22 protein-coding genes are annotated in these 17710 nt (G+C 42.6%); 2 read left to right on the forward strand and 20 right to left on the reverse strand.

Annotated elements, in window-relative coordinates; translation table 11 throughout:
- Positions 1-6 precede the first annotated feature (6 nt).
- The 10 genes from rpsD to L7H18_03640 form a co-directional block, all read right to left on the reverse strand.
- Entirely contained in the window at positions 7-639 is a 633-nt protein-coding gene (gene rpsD / locus L7H18_03595; protein ID UMX47505.1) for a 30S ribosomal protein S4, read from the reverse strand.
- A gap of 92 nt (positions 640-731) precedes the next feature.
- On the reverse strand, positions 732-1184 hold the full coding sequence (gene rpsK / locus L7H18_03600; GenBank protein UMX47506.1) for a 30S ribosomal protein S11: 453 nt from the start codon (positions 1182-1184) through the stop codon (positions 732-734).
- A gap of 119 nt (positions 1185-1303) precedes the next feature.
- Positions 1304-1693, reverse strand: a complete 390-nt coding sequence (gene rpsM / locus L7H18_03605) for a 30S ribosomal protein S13 (protein ID UMX47507.1) — start codon at positions 1691-1693, stop codon at positions 1304-1306.
- Between the two features lie 95 nt (positions 1694-1788).
- Positions 1789-1905, reverse strand: a complete 117-nt coding sequence (gene rpmJ, locus L7H18_03610; protein ID UMX47508.1) for a 50S ribosomal protein L36 — start codon at positions 1903-1905, stop codon at positions 1789-1791.
- A 128-nt stretch (positions 1906-2033) separates the two neighbouring features.
- Positions 2034-2252, reverse strand: a complete 219-nt coding sequence (infA, locus tag L7H18_03615) for a translation initiation factor IF-1 (protein UMX47509.1) — start codon at positions 2250-2252, stop codon at positions 2034-2036.
- A 260-nt stretch (positions 2253-2512) separates the two neighbouring features.
- The gene (locus L7H18_03620; protein UMX47510.1) at positions 2513-3883 is read right to left on the reverse strand and encodes a hypothetical protein; all 1371 of its coding nucleotides are present in this window, start codon (positions 3881-3883) and stop codon (positions 2513-2515) included.
- A gap of 213 nt (positions 3884-4096) precedes the next feature.
- Positions 4097-4606: a ribonuclease H-like YkuK family protein gene (locus L7H18_03625; protein UMX47511.1), complete on the reverse strand. Its 510-nt coding sequence runs from the start codon at positions 4604-4606 to the stop codon at positions 4097-4099.
- A 178-nt stretch (positions 4607-4784) separates the two neighbouring features.
- Positions 4785-5510 (reverse strand): triose-phosphate isomerase, encoded by a 726-nt coding sequence (gene tpiA, locus L7H18_03630; GenBank protein UMX47512.1) that lies wholly within the window; start codon positions 5508-5510, stop codon positions 4785-4787.
- A gap of 421 nt (positions 5511-5931) precedes the next feature.
- Entirely contained in the window at positions 5932-6408 is a 477-nt protein-coding gene (locus tag L7H18_03635) for a hypothetical protein (protein UMX47513.1), read from the reverse strand.
- 173 nt (positions 6409-6581) lie between these two features.
- A complete protein-coding gene (locus L7H18_03640) occupies positions 6582-7154 on the reverse strand; it encodes a hypothetical protein (protein UMX47514.1) in 573 nt (190 codons plus the stop codon).
- Positions 7155-7705: 551 nt separating this feature from the next.
- Here L7H18_03640 and L7H18_03645 point away from each other — a divergent pair.
- On the forward strand, positions 7706-8692 hold the full coding sequence (locus L7H18_03645; protein UMX47515.1) for an IS30 family transposase: 987 nt from the start codon (positions 7706-7708) through the stop codon (positions 8690-8692).
- A gap of 127 nt (positions 8693-8819) precedes the next feature.
- Here L7H18_03645 and L7H18_03650 read toward each other — a convergent pair whose 3' ends face one another.
- The 10 genes from L7H18_03650 to L7H18_03695 form a co-directional block, all read right to left on the reverse strand.
- Positions 8820-9374 (reverse strand): haloacid dehalogenase-like hydrolase, encoded by a 555-nt coding sequence (locus L7H18_03650; GenBank protein UMX47516.1) that lies wholly within the window; start codon positions 9372-9374, stop codon positions 8820-8822.
- 9 nt (positions 9375-9383) lie between these two features.
- Complete coding sequence (locus L7H18_03655; GenBank protein ID UMX47517.1) at positions 9384-9668, reverse strand: hypothetical protein; 285 nt, start codon at positions 9666-9668, stop codon at positions 9384-9386.
- Between the two features lie 248 nt (positions 9669-9916).
- Entirely contained in the window at positions 9917-10366 is a 450-nt protein-coding gene (gene tnpA / locus L7H18_03660) for an IS200/IS605 family transposase (protein ID UMX47518.1), read from the reverse strand.
- A 72-nt stretch (positions 10367-10438) separates the two neighbouring features.
- Positions 10439-12034 carry an alpha/beta fold hydrolase gene (locus L7H18_03665; protein UMX47519.1) on the reverse strand — a complete coding sequence of 532 codons (1596 nt, stop codon included), beginning with the start codon at positions 12032-12034 and terminating at the stop codon, positions 10439-10441.
- A gap of 10 nt (positions 12035-12044) precedes the next feature.
- Positions 12045-12392: a hypothetical protein gene (locus L7H18_03670; protein ID UMX47520.1), complete on the reverse strand. Its 348-nt coding sequence runs from the start codon at positions 12390-12392 to the stop codon at positions 12045-12047.
- Positions 12393-12438: 46 nt separating this feature from the next.
- Entirely contained in the window at positions 12439-12816 is a 378-nt protein-coding gene (locus tag L7H18_03675) for a hypothetical protein (protein ID UMX47521.1), read from the reverse strand.
- 45 nt (positions 12817-12861) lie between these two features.
- Complete coding sequence (locus L7H18_03680) at positions 12862-13224, reverse strand: hypothetical protein (protein ID UMX47522.1); 363 nt, start codon at positions 13222-13224, stop codon at positions 12862-12864.
- 5 nt (positions 13225-13229) lie between these two features.
- A complete protein-coding gene (locus L7H18_03685; protein UMX47523.1) occupies positions 13230-13580 on the reverse strand; it encodes a hypothetical protein in 351 nt (116 codons plus the stop codon).
- Between the two features lie 74 nt (positions 13581-13654).
- Entirely contained in the window at positions 13655-13876 is a 222-nt protein-coding gene (locus tag L7H18_03690; protein ID UMX47524.1) for a GIY-YIG nuclease family protein, read from the reverse strand.
- A 303-nt stretch (positions 13877-14179) separates the two neighbouring features.
- Complete coding sequence (locus L7H18_03695) at positions 14180-15307, reverse strand: hypothetical protein (GenBank protein UMX47525.1); 1128 nt, start codon at positions 15305-15307, stop codon at positions 14180-14182.
- A 170-nt stretch (positions 15308-15477) separates the two neighbouring features.
- Between L7H18_03695 and L7H18_03700 the strand changes: the two genes are divergently transcribed.
- Positions 15478-17655 (forward strand): DEAD/DEAH box helicase, encoded by a 2178-nt coding sequence (locus L7H18_03700; protein ID UMX47526.1) that lies wholly within the window; start codon positions 15478-15480, stop codon positions 17653-17655.
- The last annotated feature ends 55 nt before the right edge of the window (positions 17656-17710 follow it).

Raw genomic sequence — 17710 nt, forward strand, 5'->3', positions numbered from 1 at the left:
AATTTTTTATCTGGCGTAAAATTCAAACACCGAACCGATCTCGGCGGGCAAAGCCAATTCCTCCATTGAAATATCGCCCACTCTCTTGCCCTCCATTTTGTCCGCGTCAAGCGACAGCCATAACGGCGTTTTGTAAGATTTCAAGGCCGGCTGTAATTGAACAAAGTAAGCGTTCTTGATTTTGCGCGGCGCCACGGAAACCACATCTCCTTTAATAACCCTGTATGAAGGCAAATTGACCGGCTTTCCGTTGACCAAAAAACTCTTATGGCTCACCAGCTGCCTCGCCGCGAGCCGGGAAGGCGCGAATCCAAGCCGGAACACAACATTGTCCAACCGCCCTTCAAGCGCGCCCATCAGCGCCAGCGGCAGGTCTTCGGCGCTTCCTTTTTTCGCGAGAACGGCTTTCACATAGTTCTTGAATTGCTGTTCGCGCAGGTTATACCACGCCTTCACGCGCTGTTTTTCGCGCAATTCCCGGCCGAATTCCGAAAGGGAGCGCGCCCGGCGCTTTCCTTTTTTGCCCGGAGCGGTCGGACGGCGCACCATGGCGCATTTCTGGCCGTAACAGCGGCTTCCCTTGAGAAGCAGTTTGGCTCCCGCGCGGCGGCAAATCTTGCATTTTATGTTCGTTTCCATGTTTAATAACTTAAATCTTAAAGCGAAAAGTGTAAAGCGAGAATACGAATTTGTATTTTTGCTTTGCGCTTTTAGCTTTTAGCTTTTCACTTTTACACTCTTCGGGTCTTTCTCGGCTTGCAACCATTGTGCGGGATCGGCGTGATGTCTTTTATCGAAACAATGTCAATACCGCGCGCCGCCAGCGACCGGATCGCCGAATCGCGGCCGGAACCGATGCCCTTCACCAAAACCTGCACTTTCTCAACCGCCATCTTCTTTATGATTTCGGCCACGGCTTCCGCGACTTTGGAAGCCGCGAACGGCGTGCCTTTCTTGGTACCCTTGAAACCGATGCTTCCCGAAGACTTCCAGCATAAAATATTCCCGCTTTCATCGGCGAACGAAACAATCGTATTGTTGTATGACGAGGAAATGTAAACCATTCCTTGCCTTGTGCGCCCGGGCATTTTTACGGTGAATTCCTTTTTTGCCTTGGCCTCGACGGCATCCCGCTCTTTCAACAATTCCTCTTTATTTTGAGTGGCAACATGCTTCTTACCCATTGTAATTAATTTAAAATGTAAATATCAAAATGAAAAATTATTGTGTTGGAATTTTTACAAAAATTTCAACTGTATATCATTCCTTAATTTTGATTTTTGATTTTTTAACTTTTAATTTGTTATGTCGGCGTCGCTGCCGGTTTGCGGCCCGAACCCACGGTCTTGCGGATATTACCGCGCACGGTTCTGGTGTTGGTCCGCGTTCTTTGGCCCCTGACCGGCAAATTGCGCGAATGGCGCATACCTCTCCAAGCCACGATGTCCTTCAAGCGTTTGATGTTCATCATCACATCGCGTTTCAAATCGCCTTCCACGCGGTAATTCTTCTTGACTATTTCCTCGATCAATTTCATCTGTTCCGGCGTCAAATCTTTTGCCTTGACGGTTGGGCCGATCTTGGCTTCGGCAAGCACCACTTTGGCCGATGATCTCCCGATCCCGTAAATGTATCCAAGCGCGATTCCGATTTGTTTGTTGTCCGGTATGTTTACACCGATTATGCGTGGCATATGAATTCTTTAAAAATTATGGCGCGAAACGCAAAACAAAAACTCAAGCTCTATTTTTATATTTGTCTTCGAGCTTTCAATTTTGTTTTATGTTTTTACCCCTGTCGCTGTTTATGCTTCGGATTTTTCTTGCAAATAACATAAATCCGGTTGTCTCTTTTGACGATCTGGCAATCCTTGCAAATTTTTCTTAATGATGCTCTGACTTTCATGATTGTAATAAATTGGGTTCTCGCGCCGGAATATCAACCCCGCCGCGACCGGAAGATGTTTTCTCCGGACTCCTCATTCTCTTTGTTTCCCGCGGCAAGCCAACGGGGTGCAAAAAGAATTAAAGAAATTATTTACCGCGATACACTATTCTTCCTTTTTTTTCGTCATAAGGACTCATTTCAACCGTGACGATATCGCCATTCAGAATTTTTATCCTAAACATTCTCAACTTTCCCGCCAAGTGGCCGATCACTTCCCGGCCATCGGAAAGCTTTACGCGGAATTTGGCGTTCGGTAAAGATTCAAACACTTGTCCTTGAAATCTCAATACTTTTTTATTTTCCATTGAAACAATTTATAAGTATACCAGAAAGCTTCATTAAAGTCAAATACCGATACCGTAATCACTCACTGGGGAGCAAATTTGTTGAGGTTTGACCTCGAGAATTTGTATTTTGAGGTCAATCCTCAACGAATTTGCGGTAAGGGCCGGCGCGAATTTGAAGGTCAAACCTCTCGCAAGCCGAGGATTGACCTTCAAATTCGCTATTTTTACTTCCCGGTGAGGGGTTACCCAATACCCGCTTCACACTTCTCGCGCCCGATTCATTCCAATATGGTCCAAACTTCAATCCGGTCCAATTCCCGGGGAACATTCAACCGCCAGGGCGGCGAAAGCTGTATCTGGGCGTCTTTCATCCCGGGTTGGCTCATCAGAAATAATCGCGCTTCCTGAAGCCCCTTCTCGGATAGGCCTTTTTTCAAATCCGCTTCGCCCATCCCCGAATAAATCATCACTTCCGCGGCCGCGGTCAAAGAAGGCTTGCCGTTCGCCGGATCAATCCCGGCATACGACGATTTAATGGCCAAGCTTTTTTCGTTCGCGAAGCTTCCGGCGGGAATTTTACCCGTTATAAAATCTTTGCTTAAATTTTCAAGATCGGATTTTTTGTAAGCCACCGTGCTTGCTTTGGCCACCATCTGGCCGCCGATTTTGGCAATGCTGTCCCCGGCTTTCCCGATGATGGTTGTCGTGCCCAATTCAAATTTCTCAACGCTGGCGTCAACGATTTCCAGCCCCTGTTCTTTAACTTTGGCTTGGAGTTCTTTTTCAATTTCTTCCTTGGCAAGATCGGCCATCGCGATTTTGGCATTGTCGATATCCTCTTTTTTCACCTCGGGAGCGCTGTTTTGCGATCCGCCCGTGAACTTTTCAAACGATTGGCCGTAAACAAATGTATATTGCGCCGTGCCCACCAGCCCGGGAACCGAGAATACCGACGCGTCAATATTATATTTTTCGCCCGCGATCGCGGCAATCACCTTCACCGTGGTCGATGATTTTGGTTCCAGAACAACATCCTCGGTCGTCTTGAACCACGGCGTTTCATCACCGGCCAAAGCGGGTTGGAATTTATCCAAAGGCGCTTGCAGGCGCGTGCCTTTAACCAATCTTTGCGCGGTCGTATAATTATTAAACAATTTCACCGTTCCCTGCGCCATTCCCTGCACATCTTTCTTGCCGGTCACCGGAAATTCTCCTTTTATCGTGTTGCTCACGGAAATCGCAAATCCCGGAATCAAATTTTTTTCTCTATTGATTTCCAGAGTCGCCGGATCAACGCCGACTTTAACATCCTGCCGTAAAATCGAGGTCGCGGGCCATATTTTGACTGTGGCCTTGGCAAATTTCAAATCCAAGCCATACATCGCCAACGCCACAACCGCCGCCGCAAGCGCCAATTTCAAAATCAATCCCTTGAAAAAACTTTTTTCTTTGATTTTTTCTGAATTCTGCCGGCCATCCAGATTCATCCGGTTGACAAAAGTCATTCTTGGCTTTATTCGCGGTTCAATCGTTTCAACCGGCAGATCTTCCGGCTCCAAAAGCGCGTTTTGCTCCAAATCGGTTTCCTCGAATTTCCGCTCCGCGTTTCTATTCGCCGGCGGCATAATATCAATTACTTTTTTAACCATAATTTAAAAAAATATCTCTGTTTAGAGTTCAACGCTTATATTGTAACAAAAAATTATTCCCGACGCCAACCCAATACCTAAATTTTCAATTTTCAATTACCAATTTTCATTAAATTTTCAATAATCAATTTTCAAACAAATGCAATACATTCCGTTTGATCATTGGAACATTGGTCATTTATTGAAAATTGAAAATTGGTAATTGAAAATTGTTTAAGTGTATTTATCCGCAATCGCCGACGCCGCGAATGAAAACGGCTTGATCATCGGCTCAAACCCGTTGCCGCGAATCAGCCCGGTGACTTCGCGAATCATTTCCCGCGTGGCGCCGCGCTCGCCCACATCGGCGTGAATATAGGAAAAATCCCATTTCAAATTATCGGGCGACAAAAGTTTGCGCAATTCCAAAGTTTCGCGCAAAACCAGCGCCAGCTCGCAAGATAACAATACTTCCTGCAAAATCCTTTGCTTGAAATTGTAAAATTTTTTGCCGCCGTAGCTGATTTTTTTCAAAAAAAACCGCCCGCCCGCGCCCAAACGCCGCACCACGATCGTGGCCGGAAAATGCGGATAATCAAGCGATGCCGAATCGCACCCCACCACAATTTCATAATCCTTTCGCGGCTGTTCGTTCATATACGAAAAAATCTCCTCAATGACATCATCAAAGCTCAAATTCCCCTTGGTCGGATTGAAAAAATATCCCTCGCGAAAATTTTCCATATTTTTGCTTGATTTCCCAATTCTTGATATTACCACCTCCAACAAAAATATCAACGCATTTTCGCAACACCCAAAAAAACATTCCCACATTCTTGAGAATGTGAGAATGTCCGTATCTCCATCCGCGCGATTTAAGCATTATTTAAATCATATTTAAATCGTATTTTGCCCGCGAAAATTAAATTTTTGCCGATGCAACAATGGCGCAAAATTCTTTGGGGTCAAGGGACGCGCCGCCGACCAGCAAGCCGGAATAATTAGCGTCTTTGATATAGGACGCGGCATTTTTGGAATTTACCGAACCGCCGTAAAGCAGTGAAATTTTTTCATTGGTGATATTAACGATAAACTGGCGCACCACTTTGGCCTCTTCGGGGCCGCAGGCTTGGCCGGTGCCGATCGCCCACACCGGTTCATAGGCAATCATCACCGGCGCGGTGTTCAAATCAACGCCTTTCAGCCCTTCCTTTATCTGCGCCTCCACGATATCCGTAATTTTGCCGTCAATGCGCTGTTCGCGGGTTTCGCCGCAACAAAATATCGGCGCCAATCCCGCGGCCAGCGCGGCTTTCACTTTCTTGTTGACGGTTTCGTCCGTCTCGCCAAAGATATGCCGCCGTTCGGAATGTCCGACGATAACATAACCGCAACCCGCGGCCTTCAACTGCGTTGGCGAAATCTCTCCGGTGAACGCTCCCGAATTCTGCCAGTGGCAATCTTGGCCGCCCAATCCCGCCGCGCTTTTCAAAATTTCTTTGGCGGTTTCCAAATAGCACGCGGGCGGACAAACCGCCGCGGCGATTTTTGAGCTTTTTTTAATTCCCTTTTTATATCCCAAAAGGATTTTTTTGGCCTCAATTCTGTTTTCCGGATTGCACTTCCAATTCCCCACAATGTATTTCATATTTGAATTTTTAATCAGCGACAGAAGCAAGACTCCTGCCGTTCGTTAATTGTGATTATTAATTTTATAGTTGTTAATTGTAATTACTCCATTATACCAACCATCCCTATTTTCACAAACCAACCGCCTAAAAAATTGGATAATTTTAGCGACCGCTAAAAATATCAAATCAGGGTTTGGATATAAAAAGAGCCTGTTCCATTCATACCGGAACAGGCGCGGCCGATCTTTTTTCACTGAATCCCGGTCATTCAATCCCGACTGATTGCCCCGATTTCCAAAGACCGTCCGCAAAAATTGACACCAAGAAATTACATGTTATCATGATTGTAGTGCTTGCGGGCGAAAGCCCCGTTCAGCTAAGGCTTGCCTAAGCTGAAGCCAAGCACTAAAAAAAAACCGGCGTGAGCCGACTTTTTTGTTAATCATCCTCAATACCTCTTTTGGCAAGATTTCTCATTATTTCCAATCTGTCGCGATTTAATTTCATCGCGGGCATCACGCTCCAAAAAATTATTTTTCCGTTGCCAACGCGGCGCAAAATTGTTCTCACCTTTATTTTATTTTCGCCCACTATGGCCTCCATCCCCCAATACTCAACATTTTTTGTTTTGGCAAATCCATCCTTCCCCGCTTTTCCAAATTGGCACAAACCCGCGCGATATTCCTGGACCGTCCCCGATTTTTTGATAATGCCGATTGCCAACGGCAACAAACTGAATTTTAAACTCTGCTCGTCTTTTGTCCGTTCATGGCGATTTGAAAATTGTAAATGATGAAATCCATCGGAATTCAATGTTATCCGATCTCCAAAATACGGACAATAAAGCGTCGGGTTGGACGCAAAAATCTCCCGTACCTTGTCTTTCAAATATCGATATCGTTGCCCGTTTTCCATTATAAACATTATAGCCAACCCGCCCCATTCCCACAAACCAACCGTCTAAAAAATTGGATAATTTTAGCGACCGCTAAAAATATCAAATCAGGGTTTGGATATAAAAAGAGCCTGTTCCATTCATACCGGAACAGGCGCGGCCAATCTCTTAAACTGATGTGGGGCAATCTTATTCAAATCTTTCCTACCGCAACGGTGGACAACGGGGATGTAATATGGCCCAATTCACCGTTAGGCCCCCAGTATGTCAGATGCCAGCCGCTTCCATCGTAAATTCTGTAATGTTGCGGCCTTAAACTCTGGTTGACCAAAACCTCATTGAGCACCATGCCGTTTTGGGGCTCGACAAACAGCCAACCCCCTTCCCAGTTCACCTTCCGGTATCCTCCGTCGATATATATCTTTCCATTACCCACTACATAAATCGCGATGACCGCATGGTTCGCGCCGCCGCATAAAAAATCTTCTATAATACAGCAATACAGATGTTGAAAACCATGCAAGCGCGCCGCCTTGATCGAATCGATCATGTAGTTGGTGCATACATAACTGCCCAGTTTATATGGCATATCTTTTGTCGTGTCGTTATATACCAACCACATATAATAGTCATTCCATTCTTCGACTGACATACTGGCCGGTTCGCTGAACGGAATATGATCCGCTACCGCCAAGCTGATCAGGGCTACGATTTCCGTTGCCAGTATCAGCCGAAAAAATCTCGAAACAAGAACCTCTCTTTTCATTTATACCTCCTGTTCATTTTTTATCCTGCCATGCCCGCCGCGACGATCTTATTTCAAAAACCAAATCCGCATAAAAAGCAATGGTGCCAAAGATATCAAGATAAGCAGGCTCAAGATGAAATCAAAAATTTTCCGCCTTTCAACTCTCGCCCTATTACTCGAATTTTCAAAGATCTTGCCAAATGTTGCTCCGCTTGGAACAACGCGTTTGACAACATTTTTAGAACATTTTGACGAGGATTGACCTTATCGGACATCTGAAAGGTCAAACCTCCTTAAATAAATGCGATCAAATGCGCGCATCCAAATAACAAAAAAACACACATTAGAGCAGTCCGACTCTAAATCGTGATACCACCTGTTTTGACGAGTCAAATCAAAACCGGCCGTCCCGAGTCCGAGCCGAAGCGAGGACGAGGGAACAATCACTACTGCTAATTTCTCCAACCGTTATCAGGCAATCTTTCCCAACTGTATTTCAGCGACTCAGAAATTAGCGCACCTATCCGAAAATTCTCTTTTGAAATGCAACTTCGGTAAAATGAAGTTGTATGAAAAAACAAATCCGCAAAAAACGAAAAAAGAAGCGGCATTTTCGCCATTTGAAGCAAACCGACCGGGATCGAATCGAAGCGCTGTTGAATGCCGGCCACAAACAAGAGGAAGTTGCCAAAATACTTGATTTTGATGCCAGCGCCATCAGCCGGGAGATGAAAAGAAAACGCAAGAACGGCAAATACTCGGCGCTGACCGCCCAGCTGAAAGCAAGAGCGAAAAGATTAAACAGCAAGCATCCGGGAATGAAGGTTGAGCAATATCCGGAGTTAAGGGAACAAATCATCAAAGGGTTGAAAGACCACCGCTCCCCGGATGAGATCGCCGGGCGGATGAAGCGTGAAAAGCAAAACCCGCGGGTCGGCGCCAATGCCATCTACAAATGGCTGTACAGCGCTTGGGGCCAGGCATATTGCCCGCTTCTTTGCACCAAGCGATATCATCCGCGCAAACAGAAAAAGAAAACCAAAAGAGAAATGATTCCTAATCGTATTTCCATCAAAAAGAGGCCAAAGCGAGGAATCCACGCCGAAGGCGATCTGTTTGTTTCGCCGACCAAAACCGGCAGCCAAAACAGCGGCGCAATCATTTGCGTTCCAGCCTCGAAACTGCTTGCCGGCACGATGATTGAAAGCAAAAAACCGGCCGTAATGAGGCTGGCCGTTAAAAGCATGTTGTTGGATTTGAGCATTGATGATCTGACTTTNGACAATGGCATCGAAAACAAAGAGCACGAACAATTCGGATTGCCAGCGTATTTCTGCGACCCTCACAGTCCCTGGCAGAAACCACATGTAGANAATGGCATCGGGCTTGTCCGCCGGTGGTTTATCCCCAAGAAAACCGATTTGAAAAACATCTCCGAGGAACGATTCCAAGATTGCCTGCATATCCTTAACGGCAAATACCGGAAATCGCTGGGATACCGCTCCGCCTACGAAGTTTCGCTGAAATGTGGTATCATACAAAAAATCCCGCGCTGAGCGGGGTGAAAATATTAGGGGAAATTTAAAAGAAAAGTTGCATTTCGCTAGAAAATTTACACCTCCTTTGGCAACCCCTCGAAAACCTATCATCGCCGCGTGGATATGCGCGTTTATTGGCGGTAAATTAAAATCTTTTTTCATTTTGGCCCATTATTGATTTAATGGTTTCGACAATTGGCAGCAAACTCCCATTTTTAACGATCAAATCAAAATTTTCAAATACTTTATCGTAAAATTCATTGTTTCGATTTTCCTTATCGTGTCCGTTGTCGATAAAAATGCGAAGAATATTTTCATCTCCGTCAACCATCGCCGCGTCATCCATGCTGTCGCCAACCAGAATCGCGTATGGGCGCGTTTCCTGAATCGCTCTCAAATGCTTCTTCCCAGTCTCGTTTTTATTCAAAGTATGCACCAATGAATCCTTGTCCCAACCGCAAATAAATCCGCGGTCATCGAAATTAAGTTTGGTCGATAATATCATATTCGGACGAACCCGAAATTTTTCGCACCATAATTCGATCACATCCTTGATTCCCGCCGACAGAATCACCGTCGGTATTTTTTTGTCTTCACATACATTAAAAAGCTCAATCGCGCCCGACCTTGCCGGAATCGCTTCCCGAACTTCAAGAGACAAATCCGACCAGCTCAATTCGCTTCTCTCGTAGTAATCCAAATTGACAGATCACCATTCAAAAGCGTCTTCAGCGGTCATTTTCCCTGCGACCTCCAACGGGCGATACTTTTTGTAAAGCTCAATTTCCGCGTTCCTGATATCCTCGGGCAATTTGCGGCTTAACAATGCCCATGTAGAAATTTCCTCGCCGTTTTCATTAAGCAACGGCGTGATCGTCCGATCAAAATCAGCGATTAAATAAACTTTGGCCTTCCCGGCATTGTTGAATCTATCGACCTTCGCCCCTACCCGTTCTTTGCTCTTGCAAACAAAATTCTTAAAAAAATTTTCCATAATGATTATACAAAATTAATAACAAGCCCAAATTATAAAAACAAGGCCGGGCCTTGCACCCTCGTGTCTGCCAAAATGCAATGCTCTAAGCATTGCAATGAAATCCGACGATCAAGTCGCGCCAGATAACCGTGGCCGGCGGGATTTTGCCGCCTTTGATCCGTTTTTCAACAGAAAATACGGCAAGATTACTATTCAAATACGATTTAAGTAAATGACCCTGCGGCAAGACCGCAGGGCGTTCGCAGCTACAATTCAAACAATCGTAACTGGCTCACATCTTTTGGTCTGCCTTGGTTTTGAATGTATCGCTCAATAACTTTCCTATTACCGCGTGCGCTGATCGTAGCGATATAATAGCCGTCTGTCCAGAACTCTCCACCCCAGAGTTCTTTTTTAATTTCGGGAACTTGCCGGAACACCTCGCGCGCGGTAATGCTTTTTATTATTTTGATAACCTGGCCGCCGGAATACTTCGGCAGGAATCTTGCCAGAATATGGGCGTGGTCTTGGTCGAATCCCACATGGCTGATCTCAATGGCGTACCGTTCCATAAATCCTTTCAGGCTCTCGACAATTGCGGCAATCACCTTTTCGTTCAGTAATGCTTTGCGATATTTGACCGTAATCTGGATGTGGTAATAACATTCGGAAACATTGTGGTACCAACGCCAGATATCCCGCTTTTCTTGCTCCATATTGGCTTATTGTAACACGGACGCGCTTTCGCGCGTGATGGTAGGGGGATATCCCCCTACCAAACCACCCCCTTAAGTTGTTCCCTGCGGCAAGACCGACAGGGTGAAAACATTATTTACGATCTTTTGCCGGATGCCGGCGGCACTGGGCATTTTCCCATGTTCGGGGGCAATCGCGTAGAAAGTTTTTTCCGGATTGGCGGGAATGCTTTCCGCGCTTTCGCGCGGCACGGTGTCATCGCCGGAAATCGGATTGCGCCAAATGGAATATCCGCCCGATCCTTCATCGGTAACCAAATAATTAACGCCGGCCAGCGTGGGCGACTTGCAACCCACAATATTATAAGTATCGATATTTTTGGAACGAACATCGTAACCGTCAAATTCGGGCGTATGAATTTTAGCGGCGTTATCCAATCCTTGGCTGTTTAACCCGGTTTGCTTAAAAAGCGAATTAACCTGGGCATAATCCAATTTTGATCCGAATGGAAAATGGTTTAAATCAGTGATATAACTTTCTTTGCCGAAAAAATATGTTTGGCTGGGAAGCAAATCATAAGCCGCGGGCATATTTTGGCTGATTTTGTAAATTTCTTTATCGTTTAACCCGGTAATCTTGAAATTATTTCCAATAAGCAAAGTTTTGGCCGCGTCAATCGATCCCAGGTTGGGCACGCCCACAAATACCAGCTTGCCGATCTTGGGATCGGCATTATCCATCGCATATTTTTTAACAATCAGCCCGCCCATGCTGTGCGCGACAATATCAACTTTATCCGCACTGGTTTGCGCCAGAATTTGATTGATTTTATTTTTCAACAAATCGCTGTTGGTCTGCGGAATTTGCGAAGTATTTTCCGGAATCGGATATGCGCCACTCACCCCATAACGCCAATCATACGGAAAAGTGAAGAAATTCTGGCCGGTTGCGCCATCATCGGCAACATATCCCTGATTTTTAAATTCGTTGGCAAGACCTTCGGTGTAATCAAAATCAAACACCGGAAAATCTTTTTTGCCTATTACATTGAGCAATGATAAATTATTTTCATTAGGTATAAGAGTGTTTTTAAAAATAAGAGCATCCAAAAAATTATCCGAATTAAAAGGATTGATTATGTCATTGTGAAACCAAATTAAATCATCACCTTTCTTGATTTCCGTGCCCAACAATCCCGGAACAAATAAAACCGGCGTTTTCGTATTGGCAACGCTATTAGTATTGCTAAAAGTGCAAGTGATAAAACTGTCTTGGTTATATGCCGGATGAATTTCAATCCCATTGGGGTATGCCAAAAATTCCGTGCCCGGATTGTCGGAAACGCAACTAACGCTCACCGAAATCCAATTATCTGCGGGCGGAAATTCAATAATGCGGTATTCTTCTCCGGGATTGGAAACCGCCAAATAAAATTTACTATACTCGATATAATTATCGCTATCAGGATCGGTTGATATGCTTTTTCCGGTAAATTCAAATATGCCGGATGAATTTTTTCTTTGCAAAGCAAACTCAAAATCATTTTCTCCGCCGATATTTTCATTGACGATTGTCACATAACCGAAAGGCAGCACGGTAAAATCCGCGCCGGTTTGAATGGGAATAAAAAATACCGCGAACAAAATGAATAAATTTGCAAGGATCGCATTAATATTTTTGGGTTTCATATAAATTGATTTAACCGATTTGAGGATTAAAATTAAATATAAAATACAAAAAATAAATTGCTAAAATCAGCAAAACAGCCAAAAACGATATTTCGATTAATTTTATCGTTTTATTTTTTACCTGGCTCTTTATTAAAACAATAAAAGAAGATAACAGTCCAAAAAATTGGACAAATGATATTGATTTTTGAATGATTAATGACTTTGGATTGGGAATTAATTGAAATAATTGAAATGAATTTCCTGATTCAGAAAACAGAACCATGCAATAAAAAGAACTATAAGTACTCCACAGAATTTCCGGGATTATAAACATCATCAAAAAAATTGCAAACCATATCTTTTGTTTTTTTGCCATGGACTATTAATGTTTGTAAATTTTCTAGCGAAATGCAACTTTTCTTTTAAATTTCCCTTAATATTTTCACCCCGCTCAGCGCGGGATTTTTTGTATGATACCATGTTTCAGCGAAACTTCGTAGGCGGAGCGATTTCCGGTATTTGCCGTTAAGGATATGCAGGCAATCTTGGAATTGTTCCTCGGAGATGTTTTTCAAATCGATTTTCTTGGGGACAAACCAGCGGCGGACAAGTCCGATGCTGTTTTCAATATGCGACTTTTGCCAAGAATGGTGCGGATCGCAAAAATAGGCTAGCAAACCGAATTGTTCGTGTTGTTTGTTTTCAATGCCGTTATCAAGGGTTAAATCGTCGATGTTCAAATTCAAAACGGTGCTTTTAACCACCGCGGCCATTGTGGCCGGTTTTTTGTTTTCAATCATAGTGCCGACCATTTGATTTCATATTGGTCTATAATGATTTTTACTTTATCCGATTTGGGGGTTCATCGACATTAATCCTATTGAAACATAGGCAATTAATAGCAATAGAATCCCACCGATAAAAATTATTAATTTTTTTGCGATATTATTCTTTGGCAATCCGAATAAAACAATAAAAAAATAGCTCAAAGCAAAGCCAATAAGCTCAATAAACACAAATAAATTAGCCAATTTTTGCGAACTTAATGTCGGTAGCAAATGAATATTATAAACTTGACCTAAAGAAATTCCCGTTATTGCATTTAGGATCCAATAAAAAATCAAGAAGAGAAATGCATTCCACAGAATTTCCGGGATTATAAACATCATCAAAAAAATTGCAAACCATATTTTTTGTTTTTTTGTCATAATTTTTAACCGATCTGGGGATAATTGTTTAAATAATAAAAACCCATATAGACAAGATTTGCGCTTAAACAAATAAATAAAATAAATAAAATAAATAAAATAATTTTTATCAGATTATTAATTTTTAATTTATAAATTAAACACATCAATCCTGATAATCCAATCAATTGCGCTAAAGTTATCATAAGCGCGGCCACATCATCGTTAATCTCGTTAAATAAACTTAAGTTAAAAATATCAGGCAATTTATCCGGAAAATAAATCAAAAAAATACTCCTTAATGGACTCCACAAAATTTCCGGAATTATAAACATCGCCAAGAAAACCGCAAACCAAATCTTTTGTTTTTTTGTCATGGATTATTGACGCCTGAATTATTGGTTCATTTTATCAAATCATTGCTGAATGATCAAAAAATCTACGGCTGTATTTATTTTCTGCCCGAACCGCTTTTCAAGAATTTTTCCCGACCCATGGCGTCGAGTTTATCAAGGTAGCCTTCGCAATAGATCAAATGCCAGTCTTTTTTGATTCTCGTTGTGCGCGCGCCGCTCCCTTCTTGATGTTCCTTGATTCTTCGCTCCAAATCCGAGGTATAACCAATATACCATGATTTATCATTAATATTTTCGAGGATATAGATCCAATGCATATTGGAATCTGTCGCGTAAAGCTCGCTTTGCTCGCCACGCGACTCGCGTAAAATTTTGTTAATAATTTGCGATTGTGTATCCCAAACTCCAGGCTGTTAAGCCGCGTGATGAGGAGTGCAACGATGAATTTTACGCGGCTGGCGGGCTCGGTCTAGAACCGAGTTTTTAAGGGGAAAATCGACAATTTTAGAGGGTTCAAAACGACGCGTCTCGGTCGGATATTCTTGTGTCCCATTTTTCCAATTTTAAGCTCAAAACGGAACAAATGGTACACAATAAGCGGTATTTTGGTTTTAAGGAATCTATTTTATCTCCCCTTCTTTTTTGATCAATATTTTCTTCTCTTTGATTTGATCCTTTAACGCCCGATACTTATCCCAAGTTAAAAGCCAAACCATGGCAATTGAATCAATGGCATCGGCTAATATACAAACGCTCAGTTTATCCAGTTTCTCCTTATATTTTGGGTCTTCAAGTATTTTTATTTTTTTGTATTCTACCGGTGAAACATTTTCCGGAATGAAGTCGGTGGAAATAAGATAAGAAGCGTAGCACACCGCTTTCGCGTAATCGTATATTTTTTTGTTTCCCGCTCCAAAAATATCTTTATCGATCGATCCGTCTTTTTCATGGCTAAGCACCCATTTCCTGCTATTAAGCTCTTCGATTACCTTATAAAGAAATGAATTCTTGAACCCTTCATTCCCTGCTTCATCTTTAAGCTCGGGAGCTCCGGCAATATCATAGTCAAAAACATCTCTTTTTTTATCGAATTCGTAATATTTTTCTATCTCTTCATCCCAATATCCTTCAATATCGGGATGGATCGTCGAAGGGCCATAAAAATCCCGGGCATCGCTATGTGGAGGAACATGGGCATCGGCCAGATAATGGCTCAGCATTAGGAAATAAAGAGTTATCTGGTCATCGTTAAAAAGAATATTCGAGCCTTTTTGTTCCACATCTTGAATCAAAACCATATCCCGAATCGCATGACTTAATGCCTCACACCTATCCGGCAAATTATACCCATCTTCTATGCATAACTTCTCTTTTAAGCGATTCTCATCGATTCCTAATTGTTTTAATGAACACAAATGTTTCGGCGTAAAATTTTTTATTTCCGGGCAAGCTAAAATCTCTGCTTCATTGGCCGGTTTCTTAAGCTTGAAAGTATGGCCTCCGGCCAAATTATCCGAAATCACGCTATCGGGAAACCAAGCTCCCTGTAAAAATGAGTCTTTGCGCTTATCAAAAAAATTGATGAATTGCTCCGCTTGGGATTGGAAATATTCGTCAAATTTATCTCCAAGGAAGAAATTTTCGAAATTTCCGCCAAGAAAGCTTTTTTTGAATGATTGGGAATCCTTGGAATGCTTAAGCCTTTGCAAAGCCATAAGCGCTAACCAAGCGTGAGCTATTTGTTTCATATTTACAATATTATCACTTTATAATTTCAAATAAAATAGCATGTTTTATCAATTTATGGCTTACCGGTAATTTTTATTATCGGATTTTTCAAACGCATATGTGGTGTATATGTGGTGTATTTGAAAAAATGATCAAATAAGGTTAAATTCAATGAAATTATACGATATCAATGATAAATATTGATCCGCAGCAATTTGAGTTATTTGTTTCGCTGTTTCGAGGACGAACGGATGTCTGGGCGCGATATTGGGAAAAGGACGGCAGATCGGGATACAGCCCGGCGTATGAATTTGATTGGGATGAATTTATGGCGCATAAAAACCGCGGCGGATCTTTGAAAGATTTCGCGAACAAACGGTTGATTCCGCTTACGCCGGATATTATCAAAAAGCATCTCATCGGCCAGCAGGTTGTCGGCGTTTATCCGATTTTGCCGGACAATACTTCTTGCTTTCTTGCCGCGGATTTTGACGGTAACTCTTGGAAAGAAGATGTAAAAGCGTTTATCGATGCGGCAAATTCAATCGGTTTATCTGGTTACCTTGAAAGATCGCGATCTGGCAAAGGCGGCCATGTTTGGATTTTCTTTTCCGAACCTTATCCATGCTGGAAAAGCCGCCGGATTAGCTTGGAGTTAATCCGTAAAGCGTTTCATGTTTCGGAATTTGAGAAAGAAGTGAGTTTTGATCGCTTGTTTCCAAGCCAAGATTATCTTGGCAAGGCCGGATTCGGCAATTTAATTGCTTTGCCAATGCAGGGAAAATCAGTTGCGCAAGGCAATTCCGCGTTTTTTGATTTGGAAAACGATGCGCTTTTTGTTAACCAATGGCAATTCCTTGAGCAAATAAAGCGTTATTCGGCAGATGAGCTAAACGCGATTTATGATTCGTTGTTTATTCGGCAAAAAATACAAACCTCGACTGGCTTTGCGCGCAACAGAAAAGTAGAAATTGCCGTGAACAACAAAATCACGTTCAATCGCGGACAACTGACTCCCCAACTGATTGTTTTTATCAAAGAAGAACTGAATTTCTTGAATGACGAATATATTACCAAAAAAAGATTAGGCAAATCAATTTACAAGGTGCAAAAATATTTCAAGCTTATTGATGAAATCGGTGAAAATATTTTACTGCCGCGCGGCTTTTTAAACCAAATCGTAGCGTTTTTGAAGAAAAACAATATCGAATATTCGCTTAATTTTGAATATCCGTTATTGGGCGAAGTTTCATTTTCGAGTTCAATCGAACTTCGATTACAACAAGCGATTGCCGTAAATAGCGCACTTACTCAAGATCAGGGAGTGATTATTGCGCCCGCCGGAAGCGGGAAAACGATTATCGGTCTGGAATTGATCGCAAAAAGAAAATTACCCGCGCTTATCTTGGTTCACCGCCAGCAACTCTTGTCGCAATGGATGGAAAGGATTCAAACATTTCTAGGCATACCGAAAACGCATATTGGCCGCTATGACGGCATCAAAAAGGAATTTGGCAAAGAAATTACCGTGGGATTGCTGCAAAGTTTCAGCCGGAAAGGAAATATTTCGGAGATTAAAAATAATTTTGGAACGATTATTGTCGATGAATGCCATCATATTCCGGCAAAAACATTCCGCGAAGTGGTGTCGCAGTTAAATCCGCGTTTTATTTACGGCCTGACCGCCACGCCCACGCGCAAGCATAATGATGAAAAGTTGATTTACGCTTATATCGGAGATATTGTGGCACGAATGGAAGCCCAAAGCGATCAATCTTTACCACAAACCACGGAAAAAGCCATTCAAGCGGAAGTAAAAACCACCGGGCTTACTATTCCATTTAAATTCACGACTGATTATTTCAACCTTCTGGCAAAAGTGATCAGTTTTGATACCGCCCGGAACCAGATAATCGTTGAAGATATTTTAAACCAAGCGAAAAACGGTAAAAGGATCCTTTTATTGAGCGAACGCAAGGAACATCTGGAGATTCTTAATCTGTATCTCAAAGGAAAATGTGAAACCATTCTGGTTTCCGGCGATGATTCCGCGGCAAAAAGAGTTATAAAGCTGAAACAAATCGAAAGCGGCCATTATCAAGCGATCTTATCTACCGGCCAGTTTTTTGGTGAAGGCATTGATATTCGCGGTATCACTTGCCTGATTTTGGCATTTCCCTTTTCGTTTGAAGGCAAGTTGGCGCAATATATCGGACGGATGCGCGACATCGGCGAACAAAAATTGATTATTGACTACCGCGACCAGCAAATTCCGTTTCTCGAAAAGCAATTCAAGCAAAGACAGCGATTCTACAAAAAAATGGCTTTTGAATTAACGGAACGAACCGACCAGAAAAAAATATTTTGATTAGATTGGGAAAAATTAGAACTATTCATTGCCAAAATAATCAATTGGACAGAAT

Source organism: Candidatus Nealsonbacteria bacterium DGGOD1a (assembly GCA_022530585.1).
Classification (GTDB): domain Bacteria; phylum Patescibacteriota; class Minisyncoccia; order Minisyncoccales; family UBA5738; genus UBA5738.